General features: G+C 71.5%; 15 protein-coding genes and 1 pseudogene. 11 read left to right on the top strand and 5 right to left on the bottom strand.

Going from position 1 to position 18,215, the window contains the following annotated elements:
- Positions 1 to 187: 187 nt before the first annotated feature.
- Together sucC and sucD are read left to right on the top strand one after the other, a co-directional pair.
- Positions 188 to 1,369, top strand: a complete 1,182-nt coding sequence (sucC, locus tag Sfulv_RS17755; RefSeq protein ID WP_173315188.1) for an ADP-forming succinate--CoA ligase subunit beta — start codon at positions 188 to 190, stop codon at positions 1,367 to 1,369.
- 21 nt (positions 1,370 to 1,390) lie between these two features.
- Positions 1,391 to 2,275: a succinate--CoA ligase subunit alpha gene (gene sucD, locus Sfulv_RS17760; protein WP_173315190.1), complete on the top strand. Its 885-nt coding sequence runs from the start codon at positions 1,391 to 1,393 to the stop codon at positions 2,273 to 2,275.
- 142 nt (positions 2,276 to 2,417) lie between these two features.
- Here the strand turns inward: sucD and Sfulv_RS17765 are convergent, their stop codons facing one another.
- On the bottom strand, positions 2,418 to 3,383 hold the full coding sequence (locus Sfulv_RS17765) for a SigE family RNA polymerase sigma factor (RefSeq protein ID WP_371874681.1): 966 nt from the start codon (positions 3,381 to 3,383) through the stop codon (positions 2,418 to 2,420).
- A 237-nt stretch (positions 3,384 to 3,620) separates the two neighbouring features.
- On the opposite strand from Sfulv_RS17765, the gene Sfulv_RS17770 reads away from it, so the two are divergent.
- A complete protein-coding gene (locus Sfulv_RS17770; RefSeq protein ID WP_246353160.1) occupies positions 3,621 to 5,336 on the top strand; it encodes a cell division protein PerM in 1,716 nt (571 codons plus the stop codon).
- A 56-nt stretch (positions 5,337 to 5,392) separates the two neighbouring features.
- Here Sfulv_RS17770 and Sfulv_RS17775 read toward each other — a convergent pair.
- A pseudogene (locus Sfulv_RS17775) lies at positions 5,393 to 6,369 on the bottom strand (hypothetical protein).
- Between the two features lie 240 nt (positions 6,370 to 6,609).
- Between Sfulv_RS17775 and purN the strand changes: the two are divergent.
- The 3 genes from purN (at position 6,610) to Sfulv_RS17790 (ending at position 10,485) form a co-directional block, all read left to right on the top strand.
- Positions 6,610 to 7,266, top strand: a complete 657-nt coding sequence (gene purN, locus Sfulv_RS17780) for a phosphoribosylglycinamide formyltransferase (RefSeq protein WP_173315193.1) — start codon at positions 6,610 to 6,612, stop codon at positions 7,264 to 7,266.
- Positions 7,253 to 8,806 carry a bifunctional phosphoribosylaminoimidazolecarboxamide formyltransferase/IMP cyclohydrolase gene (gene purH / locus Sfulv_RS17785; RefSeq protein ID WP_173315197.1) on the top strand — a complete coding sequence of 518 codons (1,554 nt, stop codon included), beginning with the start codon at positions 7,253 to 7,255 and terminating at the stop codon, positions 8,804 to 8,806. The genes purN and purH overlap by 14 nt, the downstream gene beginning before the upstream one ends.
- Positions 8,807 to 8,985: 179 nt before the next feature.
- Positions 8,986 to 10,485, top strand: a complete 1,500-nt coding sequence (locus tag Sfulv_RS17790) for a DUF2079 domain-containing protein (protein WP_256668970.1) — start codon at positions 8,986 to 8,988, stop codon at positions 10,483 to 10,485.
- Positions 10,486 to 10,558: 73 nt separating this feature from the next.
- On the opposite strand, the gene Sfulv_RS17795 is transcribed toward Sfulv_RS17790, so the two are convergent.
- Complete coding sequence (locus tag Sfulv_RS17795) at positions 10,559 to 11,164, bottom strand: hypothetical protein (protein WP_173315200.1); 606 nt, start codon at positions 11,162 to 11,164, stop codon at positions 10,559 to 10,561.
- Positions 11,165 to 11,399: 235 nt separating this feature from the next.
- Between Sfulv_RS17795 and Sfulv_RS17800 the strand changes: the two genes are divergently transcribed.
- The 3 genes from Sfulv_RS17800 (at position 11,400) to Sfulv_RS17810 (ending at position 14,265) form a co-directional block, all read left to right on the top strand.
- Positions 11,400 to 12,284, top strand: coding sequence for a bifunctional methylenetetrahydrofolate dehydrogenase/methenyltetrahydrofolate cyclohydrolase (locus Sfulv_RS17800; protein WP_173315203.1), 885 nt, complete (start codon positions 11,400 to 11,402; stop codon positions 12,282 to 12,284).
- A gap of 22 nt (positions 12,285 to 12,306) precedes the next feature.
- Positions 12,307 to 12,927 (top strand): DUF3017 domain-containing protein, encoded by a 621-nt coding sequence (locus tag Sfulv_RS17805; RefSeq protein ID WP_173315206.1) that lies wholly within the window; start codon positions 12,307 to 12,309, stop codon positions 12,925 to 12,927.
- A gap of 348 nt (positions 12,928 to 13,275) precedes the next feature.
- The gene (locus tag Sfulv_RS17810; protein WP_173315209.1) at positions 13,276 to 14,265 is read left to right on the top strand and encodes a malate dehydrogenase; all 990 of its coding nucleotides are present in this window, start codon (positions 13,276 to 13,278) and stop codon (positions 14,263 to 14,265) included.
- A 97-nt stretch (positions 14,266 to 14,362) separates the two neighbouring features.
- On the opposite strand, the gene Sfulv_RS17815 is transcribed toward Sfulv_RS17810, so the two are convergent.
- Together Sfulv_RS17815 and rocD are read right to left on the bottom strand one after the other, a co-directional pair.
- Positions 14,363 to 14,890, bottom strand: coding sequence for a carboxymuconolactone decarboxylase family protein (locus Sfulv_RS17815; RefSeq protein ID WP_173315212.1), 528 nt, complete (start codon positions 14,888 to 14,890; stop codon positions 14,363 to 14,365).
- Between the two features lie 128 nt (positions 14,891 to 15,018).
- Entirely contained in the window at positions 15,019 to 16,224 is a 1,206-nt protein-coding gene (gene rocD / locus Sfulv_RS17820; RefSeq protein WP_173315215.1) for an ornithine--oxo-acid transaminase, read from the bottom strand.
- Positions 16,225 to 16,438: 214 nt separating this feature from the next.
- Here rocD and trpS point away from each other — a divergent pair, with 214 nt between their 5' ends.
- Positions 16,439 to 17,452 carry a tryptophan--tRNA ligase gene (gene trpS, locus Sfulv_RS17825; protein ID WP_173315220.1) on the top strand — a complete coding sequence of 338 codons (1,014 nt, stop codon included), beginning with the start codon at positions 16,439 to 16,441 and terminating at the stop codon, positions 17,450 to 17,452.
- A gap of 102 nt (positions 17,453 to 17,554) precedes the next feature.
- Positions 17,555 to 18,145: a 2'-5' RNA ligase family protein gene (locus tag Sfulv_RS17830; protein WP_173315223.1), complete on the top strand. Its 591-nt coding sequence runs from the start codon at positions 17,555 to 17,557 to the stop codon at positions 18,143 to 18,145.
- Positions 18,146 to 18,215 lie beyond the last annotated feature (70 nt).

Below are 18,215 nucleotides of genomic sequence, written 5' to 3' on the forward strand. Positions count from 1 at the left end.
TTATCACCGCCCAGGTGTGATCCGCGATTTAGGGTCCTGCGGAGCACGGAGATAACCTGCGGGATGGACATGCCGCGTACTCGGACACCGTGTGCGCCTCCCTGGTGACAGCGCAGTCACGTTGCCCTTCGCGGCACTGCCCACGCAGAAGAACGAACCGCGAGACCACTAAAAGGGACGGACGCGCGTGGACCTGTTCGAGTACCAGGCGAGGGACCTCTTCGCCAAGCACGGTGTACCGGTGCTGGCCGGTGAAGTGATCGACACGCCTGAGGCAGCCCGCGAGGCGACCGAGCGGCTGGGCGGCAAGTCCGTCGTCAAGGCGCAGGTGAAGATCGGTGGCCGGGGCAAGGCCGGTGGCATCAAGCTTGCCGCCACCCCCGACGAGGCGGTCGCCCGTGCGACCGACATCCTCGGCATGGACATCAAGGGCCACACGGTCCACAAGGTGATGATCGCCGAGACCGCGCCGGAGATCCTGGAGGAGTACTACGTCTCGTACCTCCTCGACCGCACCAACCGCACCTTCCTGGCCATGGCCTCGGTGCAGGGCGGCATGGACATCGAGGAGGTCGCGGAGAAGACCCCCGAGGCCCTCGCGAAGGTGCCGGTCGACTCCAACTCCGGAGTGACGATCGAGAAGGCCCGCGAGATCGTGGCGCAGGCGAAGTTCCCGGCCGAGGTGGCCGAGAAGGTCGCCGAGGTCCTGGTGACCCTGTGGGACACCTTCGTCGCCGAGGACGCGCTCCTCGTCGAGGTGAACCCGCTCGCCAAGGTGGCGTCCGGCGACATCCTGGCGCTGGACGGCAAGGTCTCGCTCGACGAGAACGCCGACTTCCGCCAGCCGGGTCACGAGGCGCTCGAGGACAAGGACGCGGCCAACCCGCTCGAGGCCGCCGCCAAGGCCAAGAACCTCAACTACGTCAAGCTCGACGGCGAGGTCGGCATCATCGGTAACGGTGCCGGTCTGGTCATGTCGACCCTGGACGTCGTCGCGTACGCGGGTGAGAACCACGGCAACGTGAAGCCCGCCAACTTCCTCGACATCGGTGGCGGCGCCTCCGCCGAGGTCATGGCGAACGGCCTGGAGATCATCCTCGGCGACCCGGACGTCAAGTCCGTGTTCGTCAACGTCTTCGGCGGCATCACCGCCTGCGACGAGGTCGCCAACGGCATCGTCCAGGCCCTGGAGCTGCTCAAGACGAAGGGCGAAGAGGTCACCAAGCCCCTCGTCGTGCGTCTCGACGGCAACAACGCGGAGCTGGGTCGCAAGATCCTCTCCGACGCCAACCACCCGCTGGTACAGCGTGTGGACACCATGGACGGCGCGGCCGACAAGGCCGCCGAGCTCGCCGCGGCTGCGAAGTAAGGAAGAGGGACTCCAAACACCATGGCTATCTTCCTCACCAAGGACAGCAAGGTCATCGTCCAGGGCATGACCGGTGCCACGGGCATGAAGCACACCAGGCTCATGCTGGCAGACGGCACCAAGATCGTCGGTGGCGTGAACCCGCGCAAGGCCGGCACGTCCGTCGACTTCGACGGCACCGAGGTCCCGGTCTTCGGTTCCGTCAAGGAAGCGATGGAGAAGACGGGCGCCGACGTCTCCGTCCTCTTCGTGCCGCCGGCCTTCGCGAAGGCCGCCGTCGTCGAGGCGATCGACGCCGAGATCCCGCTGGCCGTCGTGATCACCGAGGGCATCGCCGTCCACGACTCGGCCGCCTTCTGGGCGTACGCCGGCGAGAAGGGCAACAAGACCCGGATCATCGGCCCGAACTGCCCCGGCCTGATCACTCCCGGCCAGTCCAACGCCGGCATCATCCCGGGCGACATCACCAAGCCCGGTCGCATCGGTCTCGTGTCCAAGTCCGGCACGCTGACCTACCAGATGATGTACGAGCTGCGTGACATCGGCTTCTCGTCCGCCGTCGGCATCGGTGGCGACCCGATCATCGGTACGACGCACATCGACGCCCTCGCGGCGTTCGAGGCCGACCCCGACACGGACCTCATCGTGATGATCGGCGAGATCGGCGGCGACGCCGAGGAGCGTGCCGCCGACTTCATCGCGAAGAACGTCACCAAGCCGGTCGTCGGTTACGTCGCGGGCTTCACCGCCCCCGAGGGCAAGACGATGGGCCACGCCGGTGCCATCGTCTCCGGTTCCTCCGGCACCGCCGCGGGGAAGAAGGAGGCCCTTGAGGCCGCGGGCGTCAAGGTCGGCAAGACGCCGACCGAGACCGCCGAGCTGGCGCGCGAGATCCTCGGCGCCTGACCTCCCCGGCGTGGCGGAACGTCGCCGCGCCACCGGGTCACCGCACGCACGGCGCGGGCCCGCACCCTGGACGAAGGGTGCGGGCCCGCGCCGTTTCCGTACGTGCTGCGGGGGAATGCCGTCACCCGTCACCCGTCACCCGTCACGGGAGCTGCGGTACCAGCCGCTCCGGACCGTGCGCGAGCTCCTCCCGCAGCGAGTTCTGCAGCCTCACGTCCTGCGGGGAGAGTGCGGGCGGTCCTCCTCGTGGCGGTACGCCGCCCACCCGTTCGGCGGGTGCCAGTGGCTGCTCGTAGCGGGTGGGCGCCGTGTGGAGCGTGAGGGCCGTCACGCCGATGAGGGCCGCCACGAAGCCGATGGCCGCCCGGGTCCAGAGCTTGGCCTTGCGCTCACCGACCGTGCGTACCGCGCGGGGCGCGGCGGGTGTGGGCACGTGCTCGGCGAGGGCGAGCGCGGCGAGCCGGTCCCGCAGCAGCGCGGACTGCTCGTCGGGGGACGAGGCGTCCGTCAGTTCGGGCAGCCGTTCGGTGACGAGGGCCCTCGCGGTCATCAGCCGGCCCGCCGTGGCGGGCGTGCTCGCCTCGGTCTCGGCCGCGGTCTCCGGAAGGTCCAGGCCCACACCGTCGTAGAGCAGCAGCGTGCGGCGGTACGACGGGGGAAGGTCCAGCAGCGCGTCGAACAGGGCCCGGCGCTTCGGCTCGGCCGGTGGCGCGTCCGGGTGCCGGTGGACGCGGCGCAGCCGGTGCCAGGGCGACAGCGCGTACTCGTACGCGGCGGCCCGCACCCAGCCGGCCGGGTCGCGGTCGACCGCGACCTCCGGCCAGCGCTGCCAGGCCAGCTGGAAGGCGCGCTCGACGGCCTCCCGGGACAGCTGCCGCCGACCGGTCAGCAGGTAGGTCTGGCGCACAAGCCCCGGTGCGGCGTGACCGTAGAGAGCGTCGAACGCCTCTTCGGGCGTGGCCGGCGGGGCCGCCGGGACCACCGAGGCCACCGGGGTGCGTGAGGCAGCCACCATTTCCACCGGCTCACCGGTCCCGCCGGTCTCCGGGTGGCCGGCGGTGGGAACGTGCTCGGCGTCCGTGCCGGTGCCGGGCTCGGTCGGGGACATGGCGGTGCTCCCGGGGGCTTCGACGGAGGACTGCGCATCGCCCCGCACGGGAGTGCGAGGTGATGTCGACGGTGGCGAAGGTTCGACCGCCCGTTCGGCGACGGTGGACGCGGCCGTGCTCGGGGTCATGGGGCGCCCCCAGGGTTACCCCACCGGGTGAAAAAGTACATAAGCGTATATTGAGCGACACAACGGCCGTTCGCCTGTTACGCGGATTAAGCGCGTGTCGTTGGGAGCATGGCGGGCGTGACCCAAGTGAGCGAGCGCAGCCCCATGTCGTCGGCCGAGCGGAATCGGACCGCCGCGCTGGCCTCCTCCGCCCTGCGGGGAGTGACCGCGGCCGGACTGGGGCTCGGCTCGCTCGCCGTGCTCGTCATGGTGCTGTGGATCAGCTCCCCGTACCCCGACAGCGGCCCCGACGGCGCCCTCCGCGTGGCGGCGGGGCTCTGGCTGCTCGCGCACGGCGCCGAACTGGTCAGGACCGACACGCTCAGCGGGATTCCGGCGCCCGTCGCGACCGTACCGCTGCTGCTCGCGGCCGGGCCTGTCTGGCTGACGCACCGGGCCACGCGGGACGCCCTGGAGCCCGATGAGGGGCGCACCGCTCCTTCGGCGGGCGGCGCCTTCTTCGCCGTGACGGCGGGATATCTCCTGGTCGCCGCAGCGGTCGCCGCCTACGCCCGGGGCGGACCGATGCCCGCGGACCGCTTCTCGCTCGGCTTCCCGCTCGCCGTGGTGGTGGCCGCGTCCGCAGCCGCCGGGGTCTGGACGGCCGCGGGGCGCCCCGTGGGACCGATGCCGTCCTGGGCCCCGCTGTGGCTCCAGGAGGGGGTCGCGCGCACCCTGTTCCGCACCCGGGCGGCGGTGGCGCTGCGGTCCGCCGCCGCCGGGGTGATGGTGCTGCTCGGCGGTGGCGCGCTGCTGGTCGCGGTGGCGCTGGTGTGGCACGGCGAGGCGGCGCGGGACTCCTTCCTGGCGCTCTCGGGGGACTGGTCGGGGCGGCTCGCCGTGCTGCTGCTGGCCCTGGCCCTCGTACCGAACGCGGCCGTGTGGGCGGCGGCGTACGGTCTGGGGCCCGGATTCGCGCTCGGTACGGCGTCCACGGTGGCGCCGTACACCGTCGAGGGGCGCCCGGCGGTCGTGGACTTCCCGCTCCTGGCCGCGGTACCCGCTCCCGGCCCCGGAACGGCAGCCGGCTGGGCGGCCCTCGCGGTGCCCCTTGCGGCCGGTCTGGCCGTCGGCTGGTGCACGGCGGGCCGGGCGGCGCCCGTCCCGGCCGCACGGGACGAGGTCTGGAGCGCCCGGGAGACGCTGCTGGTGGCGCTGCTGGCATCGGTGGGCTGCGGTGCCGGGACGGCGCTGCTGACAGCCGTCTCCGGGGGCCCGATGGGCTCGGGACGGCTGGCGGAGTTCGGCCCCGTGTGGTGGCTCGTGGGCCCCGCCGCACTGGTCTGGACGGCCCTGCTCGGCGTGCCGGTGGCGTTGCTGCTCAGGTCGTGGCGGCTGCGGGAGCGCGGCTGGGCCTGGCGCTGGGACCGTACGGACGCGGTGGCGGCCGTACCGGAGGCGAGCGGCGGCACCGCGGGCGCCCCGGACACGGCAGGCTCCTCGCCCCTCCCGCACCCGGCGCCCGGCGGTACGGGCCGGTCGCCCGGGGCGGACGGCGGGCCCTTCGAGCCGTACGACTTCCTGCCGGCCGACCCGTGGCGCGAGCAGGGGACGAGGGAGACCCGGTGGGCCTCGCTCAAGAAGGGCTCCGGCGGGCTGATGGCGGACTTCCCGGCGCCGGGCGCCCCACAGCTGGACACCTCGGTGGCGGACACCCGGGCGGCGGACACCCGGGTGACGGTGGACGCCCCGGTCGCGGACGCGCCGGTGGCCGAGGCCACGCGCGACGGCCGGGCTCCGGAGGCGTCGCAGCCTCCGGAGCCCGGCCGGGACTCCGCTTCCTGACCGGTTTCTGCCGGACCCCGGCTGCCCGGCTCTCCGGCTGGTTACTTCTCGGCTGGCTACTTCTTGACGCCGAAGAAGGGCTCCAGCGGCTCGGGCAGCAGGTCGTTGCAGGCCAGGGCGCCGGACTTGGTCAGGGCGTCGTTCACACAGGTGTAGTAGTCGCGGTAGACGAGCTGCATGGTGAACGTCGTGGCCACGATCGAGAGCGCGAGCAGGGCGGTCACGAGGCCGCTTACAGCGGCTGTCGTCTGCGGCCTGCCGTACCCCGTGCGGCCGGTAGCCGGGCCCGTCTTGTCCGCGGGCGCCGCACCGCTGGTGTCCCCGGTGTCCGCCGGCCGGTTGACCCCGGCGACGTCGTCCGCGGTGGCGCGGGTGGCCGCGGGGGAGGAGCTCTTCGGTGCGGACCGCAGCGCGCTGATCGACCAGTAGACCGAGAGCGCGCCGAGGAGCAGCGCGATCTCCGGGAAGTCGAAGAGGGCGAAGAAGAAGGCCCACATGCCCCGAGCACGGCGTAGCGGGCACGCCGCTGGGCCGGATCGGTCGGGTCCCAGCGAGTTCCCCCGGACCCGCCGTCCGGGCCGCCCTTGCCGCCGCCCTGACCACCGGGGCCGCCGCCGGGTCGGCTGCCGAAGCCGCCGTTCTGCCGGCCGGGCTGCTGGTTGCTCCACTGGCTGCCCCAGGCGGGGCGGTCACCGGATTCGCCCGGCCTGTCGTCGCCCTCGTCGCCGGACCGCGCGGGGTGGCGCGGCTGCCAGGGCTGGTCGGGCCGGTTCTCGGGCGGTGCGGCGAACGGGTTGTCGTCCCCCGAGGGTTCCGAGGGCCCCGCGGACCCCGCGGACTTCGAGGGGTCGGAAGACCCCGAGGACTCCGAAGGCTCCGAGGACCCAGAAGCCCCCGAAGCCCCTGTCGGGCCGGAAGAGGAGGACCCGGAGGCAGAGGAGCCCGGCGAGGAGGACTGGCGTTCCCGCAGCATCATCGGGGCCCGCTCGGGCAGCGGGAGGCGGAAGGCGGTGCGGCGGCGTCGGTCCGGCATGTGAAGAACGTCTTCCCCATCTCGTCGTTTCCCGCCCGGCGGACGGTTCGCTGTCCCCAGACGCTACCCCCCGGTCAAGCCCCCGTCCCGTGGGGGCCGCCGGGTGTGCCGGTATCGTTGCTGACGGTCGACCGGTTCGTAGAGTTCCCCGTATCGAGGGGCGAGATTCTTTCGTACGTCCGTACAAGCAGCACCGCAAGCACTTCGCACCTGCGTTACCACGCGAGAAAGGGCCCAGCCGTGGCCTCCCCGCCCCCCTCCGCCCCGCCGGCCCGCCTGGTCGTGCTGGTCTCCGGTTCCGGTACGAACCTCCAAGCCCTGCTCGACGCCATCGGTGACGACCCCGAGGGCTACGGGGCCCAGGTCGTCGCGGTCGGCGCGGACCGCCCCGGCACCGTAGGTCTCGAACGTGCCGAGCGCGCCGGGCTCCCCACCTTCGTGTGCCGGGTCCGCGAGCACGCCACCCGCGAGGAGTGGGACGCGGCCCTCACCGCTGCCACCGCCGCCCACCGTCCGGATCTCGTCGTGTCGGCGGGGTTCATGAAGATCGTGGGCAAGAGGTTCCTCGCCGAGTTCGGCGGCCGGGTCGTCAACACCCACCCCGCCCTGCTCCCCAGCTTTCCCGGTGCCCACGGCGTGCGTGACGCTCTCGCGTACGGCGTGAAGGTCACCGGGTGCACCGTCCACTTCGTCGACGACGGCGTCGACACCGGTCCGATCATCGCGCAGAGCGCGGTAGAGGTGACCGAGGAGGACACCCCGGAGGGCGAAGCGGCCCTCCACGAACGCATCAAGGAAGTCGAGCGCAAGCTGCTCGTCGAGGCCGTGGGGCGGCTCGCCCGTGACGGCTATCGCATTGAGGGACGAAAGGTTCATCTCGGTCATGTCGGTGAATAAGCCCATCCGCCGCGCCCTGGTCAGTGTCTACGACAAGACGGGGCTCGAAGACCTCGCGCGCGGTCTGCACGCAGCGGGTGTCGAGCTCGTCTCCACCGGCTCCACCGCCGGGCGGATCGCCGCCGCCGGCGTACCGGTCACCAAGGTCGAGGAGCTCACCGGGTTCCCCGAGTGCCTCGACGGCCGGGTCAAGACGCTCCACCCCCGCGTGCACGCCGGCATCCTCGCCGACCTGCGCCTGGACGCCCACCGCGAGCAGCTCGCCGAGCTCGGGGTCGAGCCCTTCGACCTCGTCGTCGTGAACCTGTACCCGTTCAAGGAGACCGTCGCCTCCGGCGCCTCCGACGACGAGTGCGTGGAGCAGATCGACATCGGCGGCCCCTCCATGGTCCGCGCCGCCGCCAAGAACCACCCGTCCGTGGCCGTCGTCACCAGCCCGGAGCGCTACGCCGACGTCCTCGCCGCGGTCAAGGAGGGCGGCTTCGACCTGACCGCCCGCAAGCGGCTGGCAGCCGAGGCGTTCCAGCACACCGCGGCGTACGACGTCGCCGTGGCGTCCTGGTTCGCGGCCGACTACGCCGCCGCGGACGACTCGGGCTTCCCCGACTTCTTCGGTACGACGTACGAGCGCGGCAACGTCCTGCGCTACGGCGAGAACCCGCACCAGCCCGCCGCCCTCTACACCTCCGGTGCCGGTGGCCTCGCCGAGGCGGAGCAGCTGCACGGCAAGGAGATGTCGTACAACAACTTCACGGACACCGACGCCGCGCGCCGGGCCGCGTACGACCACGCCGAGCCGTGTGTGGCGATCATCAAGCACGCCAACCCGTGCGGCATCGCCATCGGCGCCGACGTCGCCGCGGCGCACCGCAGCGCGCACGCCTGTGACCCGCTCTCCGCCTTCGGCGGGGTCATCGCCGTCAACCGTCCGGTGACCGTCGCCCTGGCCGAGCAGGTCGCGGAGATCTTCACCGAGGTCATCGTCGCCCCCGCCTACGAGGACGGCGCGGTCGAGGTGCTCGCCCGCAAGAAGAACATCCGGGTGCTCCGCTGCCCCGACGCCCCCGCCGCGCGGGTCGAGGTCAAGCCGATCGACGGCGGTGCCCTGCTCCAGGCCACCGACCGCCTCCAGGCCGACGGCGACGACCCGGCCAACTGGACCCTCGCCACCGGGGAGGCGCTCTCGGCCGACGAGCTGGCCGAGCTCTCGTTCGCCTGGAAGGCGTGCCGCGCGGTCAAGTCCAACGCCATCCTGCTCGCCAAGGACGGCGCCTCGGTCGGCGTCGGCATGGGCCAGGTCAACCGGGTGGACTCCGCGAAGCTCGCTGTCGAGCGCGCGGGCAAGGAGCGCGCCCAGGGCGCGTACGCCGCCTCCGACGCGTTCTTCCCGTTCCCGGACGGTCTGGAGATCCTGACCGCGGCCGGCGTGAAGGCCGTGGTCCAGCCGGGCGGCTCGGTCCGCGACGAACTGGTCATCGAGGCGGCGCGGAAGGCGGGCGTGACCATGTACTTCACCGGGACGCGCCACTTCTTCCACTGATCCGCGCCCCTTCCCGCCCAGCCGCCGGCTCCGGCCGGCCCGGCACCTTCCGCCCGTACGCGTACGGCGCCGCCCAGGCCGCACCCTCCCCGGGGTGCGGCCCGCGCCGTGTGCGGGGTGCCCCATCACCTCGCCTCTCTGTTCTAATAAACGGCCAGAGATTCCGTTGCGGGGGCGTCGTGCTCGAACTGAACAAGAGGGACCCGGACCGGTCCGGGACGGACGCCGGCCCTCCGGTACCCGCGCCGGACACCGGCACCGGGACACCCGGGGACCGCGTCCCGCAGCGCCCGTACCTGATCGCGGCGGCCGCCCTGTGCGCGCTGTACTTCCTGTACTCCTGCCTCCAGTACAGCCACTTCGGCTCGCCCTCCTGGGACCTGGGGATATTCGAGCAGGAGGTGCGCTCCTACGCCGCGCTGAACGCCCCGGTCGTGGACATCAAGGGGCCCGGCTACCTGATACTCGGCGACCACTTCAGCCCGGCCGTGGCGCTCCTGGTACCGCTCTACTGGATCTGGCCCTCGGCCCTGGCGCTGCTGTTCGCCCAGGCCGCCCTGTTCGCCGCGTCCGCCGTCGTCGTCGGCCGCACCACCCAGCAGCTGCTCGGCGGCCGCTCCGGGCTCTGCGCCACCGTCGCGTACGGGCTGTCCTGGGGGCTCCAGGAGGCGGTGAAGTCCGACTTTCACGAGATCGCCTTCGCGGTGCCCCTGCTCGCCCTCGTCTGCCGGGCCCTGCTCACCCGGCGCTGGACCGCCGCGGTCCTCTGGTCGCTGCCCCTGGTCCTGGTCAAGGAGGATCTGGGTGCCACGGTCGCGGTCGTCGGCTTCCTGCTCTTCCTGTACGGCCGCCGCCTCCAGGGCGCGCTGCTGGCCGCCTTCGGCGTGCTGGCCTTCGTCCTCACCGTGTTCGTGCTCATACCGGCGGCCAGCAGCCAGGGGACGTACGACTACTGGAAGAAGATCGACAGGAACGGCGAACAGGACGTCGCGCCGCTCGACTCGCTGCTGGGCATCCTCGACTCCGCCGTCAAGGTGGAGATGCTGGTCTTCCTCGTCGGCATCACCGCCTTCATGGCGCTGCGCTCGCCGCTGGCCCTGCTCGTCCTGCCCACGATCGGCTGGCGGCTGCTGTCCCAGGACCCCAACCACTGGGGCATGGTCTGGCACTACAGCGCGATCCTGATGCCGGTGCTCTTCCTCGCCATGGCCGACGGGGTCCGCCGCAGCCGGGGCTCGTCGCGGCCCTGGCTCGTCTCGTACGCGAAGGTCGCCGTCCCCGTCGCCACCGCGATCGCCGTGGCCCTCACCCAGCACCTTCCGCTGCGCGAACTGCTGCGCCCGGAGTCCTACCGCACCGACGCCCGCACCCTCGCGGCCCGGGAGGCGCTGGAGGCCGTCCCCGAGGGGGCGAGCGTCGAGACGGACATCACGCTCATGGCCCACCTGACCGGGGACCGCACGGTCTACTGGATCGGCGGGGCACCGGGCACGGCGCCCGACATCGTCGCCGTCAACCTGGACTTCAGCTGGTCCCAGCCCATCGAGGACCCCGTGGCGTACGCGCGACAGCTCCACCCGGAGGCCCGGTACCGGCTCAAGCACCGCTCGGGCCCGTTCGTGGTGCTGGAGCGGACCTCCCCCGCGCCGGCGGACCCCGGGAAAGGCCGAAGGCCGTAACTCCGCGGTGAGCGGATTCACGGCCTTCGTGCGCGTACGGGCGGTCGGGCCGGCGGGTGCGGGCCCCGGCCGGTCAGTACTGCGGCTGCTGCTGGCGGTTGAACCACGCGCCACCGTCGGACTTCGCCACGAAGACGATGATCAGGACGGCCAGGACGGTGTGGACGAGACCGACGACGATGAACGGGTAGATACCGAGCAGAGCGGTGATCGAACCGAACACGATGGTGGCGATGCGGATTCCGTTGCCGCCCTTGCCGAACTTCGCGGCGAGGAACACGGCGAACACGCCCCAGAGGAGCACGACGACCGTGAGGCCCCACAGCGCGCCGCCGGAGAAGTCGGCGAGCTGCTGGAACTGGACGTCGTCCTGGAGCGCCGCGTCGTTCTTCGCCGCGTTCACGGCGACGGCGGACAGCGCGAAGAGGATGACACCGATCAGCTGGAGGCCGGCGATCACGTAGAGCATGACGCGGGCGGCCTTCACGTTGCCCGGCATCTCGCTGGGCGCGCCCTGGTAGCCGTAACCGGCCTGGACGGGCGGTGCGGCGGGGTATCCGTAACCGGGCTGCTGGCCCTGCGGCGGCACACCCTGGGGAGACTGCTGGGGGTAGCCGTAACCCGGCTGCCCGCCCTGCTGCTGCTGGCCGTAGGGGTTGTTCGGGTCGCCGAAACTCATGGCTGGATTCCTCCGTTGGGTGGTGCGGGGACGACGCGGTCCGGACGGAGGAATCGCACGCAAAATGAACGGTCTGTCCCCCCGACACTGTCCGCGGTATGCGCGCCTCATCGTCGTCGTGGCATCGGCTTCTTGTCCAGCCGATTGCCCAATGCGTTGTGCAAGTGCAATCTCGTGTCCACCAGGGACACCCGGAATTGGTAAGCGGGCGGGGTCATCCGCGAGGATGGGGTCCATGACTGCCCAGATTCTCGATGGCAAGGCCACCGCAGCTGCGATCAAATCCGATCTGACCGTCCGCGTGGCGGCCCTCAGGGCTCAGGGCGTCACGCCTGGCCTGGGGACCCTGCTGGTCGGCGACGACCCGGGCAGCCGGTGGTACGTGAACGGCAAGCACCGCGACTGCGCCCAGGTCGGCATCGCCTCGATCCAGCGTGAACTGCCCGCCACCGCCACTCAGGAGGACATCGAGGAGGTCGTACGCGAACTCAACGACAATCCCGAGTGCACGGGTTACATCGTGCAGCTTCCCCTCCCCAAGGGAATCGACACCAACCGTGTCCTGGAACTCATGGACCCGGCCAAGGACGCCGACGGCCTGCACCCGATGAGCCTCGGCAAGCTCGTGCTGAACGAGACCGGCCCGCTGCCCTGCACCCCGCAGGGCGTGGTCCAGCTGCTGCGCGCCCACGGTGTCGAGATCAACGGCGCGCACGTCGTGGTCGTCGGACGCGGCGTCACCATCGGCCGTTCCATTCCGCTGCTGCTGACCCGCAAGTCCGAGAACGCCACTGTCACCCAGTGCCATACCGGCACCCGTGACCTCTCCTTCCACCTCAGGCAGGCCGACATCGTCGTCGCCGCCGCGGGGGTGCCCCACCTCATCAAGCCCGAGGACGTGAAGCCGGGCGCCGCCGTGCTCGACGTCGGGGTCAGCCGCGACGAGAACGGGAAGATCGTCGGCGACGTGCACCCGGGGGTCGCCGACGTGGCCGCCTGGGTCGCCCCGAACCCCGGTGGTGTCGGCCCGATGACCCGGGCCCAGTTGCTGGTCAACGTGGTCGAGGCGGCCGAACGCGCATCCGCCGGGGCCGCCGGCGCCGCTGCCGTCTCCGGCTGACCCGATCCCCGGAAGGAACGTCATGGGTGCTGGTACCAGTCCGGCCGGCCAGGACTCCGTCGAGCCCGCGTCCGCGGACCGGGAGACTTCGGTGACGCCTGATCCGGAGACGGGGGAGCGGGCCGCTTCGGCGCCCCGGGAGGCGGCGGCCGAACCGGAAGCCGAGGGTGGAGCGGACGCGGACGGCGGAGCGGACGTCGACGGCGGACCCGGCGCGGGCGGTGCGGCGGGGGAGACCGCCGCGCCGCGCTCCCGGCGCTTCCCCTCGCTGACCCGTGACACCGCGCGGCCCGAGGGCGGCGGCCGGGCGGCGCCGGGCGACGCGCCCGCGCCCGCCCGCCAGTGGCCGCTGCTCACCGTGCTCTGCCTGGCGGGAGCGGGGCTTCTGACCGTCGCCACCGACCCCTTCGACCACGCGTTCCGGATCGGTGCGGTGCTGATCGGGGCCGCCCTTCTCCTGGGGGCGGTGCTGCGCTGGGCGGTCCCCTCGGTCGGCATGCTCGCCGTGCGCTCCCGCTTCACCGACCTGGTCACCTACGGACTGATGGGGACGCTCATCGTGCTGCTCGCGCTGATGGCGCAGCCGCAACCGTGGCTGGACATCCCCATCCTCGAGGACGCGGTCCACTTCACCATCCGCTGAGCGGCGGAGCCGCGGTGCGGTGTCCGTCCCCTCCCCCGAGGGGGACGGACACCGGAGGCGGCACCGTCGTCCCGCCCCCGACAAGCGTCATGGACATGCCCTGGTGGAACAAGTGATTTCCGGCCCCTGTGGCATGGAAGTGACCATTCCGGGGCTGTGCCACACCCTGGTGACAGGGCTGTCGCCACGGCTGGGTCCGGGCCGGTGCGCCCCGCCGCAGGGGGCCGGGCGGCCGTCGCCCCCCGGGTCCGATAGCCTGACCGCTGGATATCTCTTCACGTCAAGATTCAGAGGTGTCCCACACCAGGGGCAGGGACCCCCACCGCCAGCTGTCTAACGGAGATCGCCATGACCCGCACTCCCGTGAATGTCACCGTGACCGGCGCAGCCGGCCAGATCGGCTACGCGCTGCTCTTCCGCATCGCGTCCGGCCACCTGCTCGGCCCGGACGTGCCGGTCAACCTGCGACTCCTGGAGATCCCGCAGGGTCTCAAGGCGGCGGAGGGCACCGCGATGGAGCTCGACGACTGCGCCTTCCCGCTGCTGCGCGGCATCGAGATCACGGACAACCCCGACGTGGGCTTCGCCGGTGCGAACGTCGCTCTGCTCGTCGGCGCCCGCCCGCGCACCAAGGGCATGGAGCGCGGCGACCTGCTCTCCGCCAACGGCGGCATCTTCAAGCCGCAGGGCAAGGCCATCAACGACCACGCCGCGGACGACATCAAGGTCCTCGTGGTCGGCAACCCGGCCAACACCAACGCGCTCATCGCGCAGGCCGCCGCCCCGGACGTACCGGCGGAGCGCTTCACCGCGATGACCCGTCTGGACCACAACCGCGCGATCTCGCAGCTGGCCGCCAAGACCGGTGCCGCCGTCTCCGACATCAAGAAGCTGACGATCTGGGGCAACCACTCGGCCACCCAGTACCCGGACATCTTCCACGCGGAGATCGCCGGCAAGAACGCCGCCGAGCTCGTCGACGACGAGGCGTGGCTGGCCGACACCTTCATCCCGACCGTCGCCAAGCGCGGAGCCGCGATCATCGAGGCCCGTGGCGCGTCCTCGGCCGCCTCGGCCGCCAACGCCGCCATCGACCACGTGTACACGTGGGTCAACGGCACGGCGGCCGGTGACTGGACGTCGATGGGTATCCCGTCGGACGGCTCCTACGGGGTCCCCGAGGGCATCATCTCGTCCTTCCCCGTCACGACGGCGAACGGCACGTACGAGATCGTCCAGGGCCTGGACATCAACGAGTTCTCCCGTGCGCGCATCGACGCCTCGGTGCGCGAGCTCACCGAGGAGCGCGACGCGGTGCGCGAGCTCGGTCTGCTCTGACCGGACCCCGTCCGCTCGGCTTTCCGTTCCACGAGGCGCCCCCGGCAGCACCCGCCGCCGGGGGCGCCTCGCCGTTCCGGCACGGCGTCAGCGGTGGTCAGTGCTTGATGTCGCCCGGGGTGTGGTGGCCGGGGACCGGCCGGGTCGCCACGCCGAACCGGTTCCAGGCGTTGATCACCGTGATGGCGGCGATCAGCCGGGCGAGCTCCGCCTCCTCGAAGTGCGCCGCGGCCTTCGCGTACACCTCGTCCGGTACGAAACCATCGGTCAGGACCGTGACGGCCTCGGTCAGTCCGAGCGCCGCGAGCTCCTTCTCCGTGTAGAAGTGCGGTGACTCCTCCCAGGCGCTGAGCTGGATGATCCGCTCGACGGACTCACCCGCCGCCAGAGCGTCCTTGGTGTGCGTGTCCAGGCAGAAGGCGCAGCGGTTGATCTGCGAGGCCCGTATCTTCACGAGCTCGACCAGCTTCGGGTCGAGGCCCTTACGGGAGGCGACGTCCAGCCGGACCAGGGCCTGGTAGACCTCGGGGGCGAGCTGCGCCCAGGGCAGGCGGGCGCGGGGTTCGGGGGCGTACCCGGAAGCGGTGCTGCCGGGCTCGTGGCGGTCGTGCTCATGCGGTGTCATGGATACGACGCTAAGGCAAGGGCGGCGTACGGCTACTACGGTTTACTCGGCCGGGCACGCCGGAAGCCCTGTGCCACGTGCCGCCCCGACCTGCGCAGACACCCCGTTCCGGCCCGGTGGCCGGCGGATCAGCCGCGCAGGACGGCGCGGAGCTGGTCCAGGCCCCAGTCCAGATCCTCCTTGCTGATCACTAGGGGCGGGGCGATGCGGATCGTGGACCCGTGGGTGTCCTTGACCAGCACACCGCGATCCATCAGCTTCTCCGAGATCTCACGGCCCGTCCCCAGGGCGGGGGAGACGTCGACGCCCGCCCACAGACCGCGGCCACGGACGGCCTCGACGGCGCCCCGCCCCACCAGCAGTCCCAGCTCCCGGTGCAGATGGTCGCCCAGCTCGGCCGCCCGCCGCTGGAACTCGCCGGTGCCCAGCATCGCGACCACCTCCAGCGCGACCGCGCAGGCCAGCGGATTGCCGCCGAACGTCGAGCCGTGCTCACCCGGCCGGTACACCCCGAGCACCGCCGCGGAGGACACCACGGCCGACACGGGCACGACGCCGCCGCCGAGCGCCTTGCCGAGCACGTACATGTCGGGCACCACGCCCTCGTGCTCGCAGGCGAACGTCCTGCCGGTCCTGCCGAGGCCCGACTGGATCTCGTCCGCGACGAACAGCACGTTCCGCTCGCGGGTCAGCTCCCGGACCGCGGGGAGATATCCGGCGGGCGGCACCAGCACCCCGGCCTCGCCCTGGATCGGCTCCATCAGCACGGCCACGGTGTTCTCGGTCATCGCCGCGCGGAGCGCGGTGAGGTCCCCGTACGGCACGATCTCGAACCCCGGGGTGTACGGCCCGAAGTCCGCCCGGGCCTCGTGGTCCGTGGAGAAGCTGACGATCGTGGTCGTCCTGCCGTGGAAGTTGCCGGCGGCGACGATGATCTTCGCCATGCCGTCCGGGACGCCCTTGACCCGGTACCCCCACTTGCGGGCGGTCTTCACCGCGGCCTCCACGGCCTCCGCCCCGGTGTTCATGGGCAGGACCATCTCCATGCCGCACAACTCCGCGAGCCGCGCGCAGAAGTCGGCGAACCGGTCGTGGTGGAAGGCGCGCGAGGTGAGCGTGACCCGTTCCAGCTGGGCCTTGGCGGCGTCGATCAGCCGGCGGTTGCCGTGGCCGAAGTTGAGGGCCGAGTACCCGGCGAGCATGTCGAGGTAGCGGCGCCCCTCGACGTCGGTCATCCAGGCGCCGTCCGCCGATGCGACGACGACGGGCAGCGGATGGTAGTTGTGCGCACTGTGCGCCTCGGCGGAGGCGATGGCTGTTTCCGTGGTCGACACGGGGTCTCCGTTCGTCGTACGGCGGGGCGGGGGTCGTGCCCACTTTGTATCGTCGGTCGGTTGCGCGGCGCGGAAACCTCCCGCGCGCGGCGCGCCCCGGCCGGTCCGCCGGCCGCCCCGAGTTTCCCGTCCCGTCCACGACGATCCGTGACGCCCACACACCTTTGATACACCGGTTGCCGGAGATCCGTTCCGTACCTGAGACAATGAGTCCATGGCCTCTGAACGCCCCCGCGTGCTCTCCGGAATCCAGCCCACCGCAGGCTCGTTCCACCTCGGCAACTACCTCGGTGCGGTCCGCCAGTGGGTGGCGCTCCAGGACTCCCACGACGCCTTCTACATGGTGGTGGACCTGCACGCGATCACCATCCCGCAGGACCCCGTGGAGCTGCGTGCGAACACCAGGCTCGCGGCCGCCCAGCTGCTGGCCGCCGGTCTCGACCCCGAGCGGTGCACGCTCTTCGCGCAGAGCCACGTCCCCGAGCACACCCAGCTCGCCTGGATCATGAACTGCCTGACCGGCTTCGGTGAGGCGTCCCGCATGACGCAGTTCAAGGACAAGGCGGCCAGGCAGGGCGCGGACCGTGCGACGGTCGGGCTGTTCACCTACCCGGTGCTCCAGGTCGCCGACATCCTGCTCTACCAGGCCAACCAGGTCCCGGTCGGCGAGGACCAGCGCCAGCACATCGAGCTCACCCGCGACCTCGCCGAGCGCTTCAACGCCAGGTACGGGCAGACGTTCACCGTCCCGGCGCCGTACATCCTCAAGGAGACGGCGAAGATCTACGACCTCCAGGACCCGGCGATCAAGATGAGCAAGTCGGCGTCCACGCCCAAGGGCCTCATCAACCTCCTGGACGAGCCGAAGGCCACCGCCAAGAAGGTCAGGAGCGCGGTCACCGACACCGACACGGTCATCCGCTTCGACCCGGAGAGCAAGCCGGGCGTCAGTAACCTCCTCAGCATCTACTCCACCCTCACGGGGTCTGGTATCGCGGATCTGGAGCAGAAGTACGAGGGCAAGGGCTACGGTGCGCTGAAGACCGACCTCGCGGAGGTCATGGTGGAGTTCGTCACCCCCTTCCGGACCCGTACGCAGGAATATCTGGACGACCCGGAGACGCTGGACTCGATCCTGGCCAAGGGCGCGGAGAAGGCCAGGACCATCGCCGCGGAGACCCTGGCACAGAGCTACGACCGCATGGGTCTTCTGCCCGCCAAACACTGAGTCCAAGGACCCTGGCGAGAACGCGGTCCCAGACGGCACACTGACGTCGGCAAGGCCGAAAATCGACCATCGAAGCGACCATCGAGGACTGAGGAGAACGACGTGGGGACCGTAACGCTTGGCGTTTCGATCGCGGTCCCGGAGCCCTACGGCAGCCTGCTCCAGGAGCGGCGCACGAGCTTCGGGGACCCTGCCGCGCATGGCATTCCCACCCACGTCACCCTGCTCCCGCCGACCGAGGCGGAGGCTGCCGACCTGCCCGCGATCGAGGCGCATCTCGCGCAGATCGCGCAGGCAGGCCGGCCCTTCCCGATGCGGCTGTCCGGAACCGGCACCTTCCGGCCGCTCTCCCCGGTCGTCTTCGTGCAGGTCGTCGAGGGGGCCTCGGCCTGCTCCTGGCTCCAGAAGCGGATCAGGGACGCCTCCGGGCCGCTGGTGCGCGAGCTCCAGTTCCCCTACCACCCGCACGTGACCGTGGCGCACGGCATCGCCGAGGAGGCGATGGACCGCGCCTACGAGGAGCTGTCCGTCTACGAGGCGGCCTGGATCTGCGGTTCCTTCGCCCTGTACGAGCAGGGTGCCGACAGCGTCTGGCGCAAGATCAACGAGTTCCCGTTCGGCGCGGGCGGCGGGGCGCCGGCCGTGCCCGCCCAGGGCAGCAGCTTCGTCGACCACCCGTATCTGCGGACCTGACCCCGCCGACCGGGGCATTTGTCACACCGTGCACCGAAAGGGTGGACCGAGTGGGTGCGGTCACCGCGTG

This window comes from Streptomyces fulvorobeus, from assembly GCF_013167895.1.
Taxonomy (GTDB): Bacteria; Actinomycetota; Actinomycetes; order Streptomycetales; family Streptomycetaceae; genus Streptomyces; species Streptomyces fulvorobeus.

What these genes read in the sequence shown, in the direction of transcription:
- sucD (WP_173315190.1), top strand. Translation starts at nt 1,391, where the DNA reads ATGGCTATCTTCCTCACCAAGGACAGCAAGGTCATCGTCCAGGGCATG.
- Sfulv_RS17765 (WP_371874681.1), bottom strand. Translation starts at nt 3,383, where the DNA reads ATGTCCCCGACCGAGCCCGGCACCGGCACGGACGCCGAGCACGTTCCC.
- Sfulv_RS17770 (WP_246353160.1), top strand. Translation starts at nt 3,621, where the DNA reads ATGGCGGGCGTGACCCAAGTGAGCGAGCGCAGCCCCATGTCGTCGGCC.
- purH (WP_173315197.1), top strand. Translation starts at nt 7,253, where the DNA reads ATGTCGGTGAATAAGCCCATCCGCCGCGCCCTGGTCAGTGTCTACGAC.
- Sfulv_RS17795 (WP_173315200.1), bottom strand. Translation starts at nt 11,164, where the DNA reads ATGAGTTTCGGCGACCCGAACAACCCCTACGGCCAGCAGCAGCAGGGC.
- Sfulv_RS17800 (WP_173315203.1), top strand. Translation starts at nt 11,400, where the DNA reads ATGACTGCCCAGATTCTCGATGGCAAGGCCACCGCAGCTGCGATCAAA.
- Sfulv_RS17805 (WP_173315206.1), top strand. Translation starts at nt 12,307, where the DNA reads ATGGGTGCTGGTACCAGTCCGGCCGGCCAGGACTCCGTCGAGCCCGCG.
- Sfulv_RS17810 (WP_173315209.1), top strand. Translation starts at nt 13,276, where the DNA reads ATGACCCGCACTCCCGTGAATGTCACCGTGACCGGCGCAGCCGGCCAG.
- Sfulv_RS17815 (WP_173315212.1), bottom strand. Translation starts at nt 14,890, where the DNA reads ATGACACCGCATGAGCACGACCGCCACGAGCCCGGCAGCACCGCTTCC.
- trpS (WP_173315220.1), top strand. Translation starts at nt 16,439, where the DNA reads ATGGCCTCTGAACGCCCCCGCGTGCTCTCCGGAATCCAGCCCACCGCA.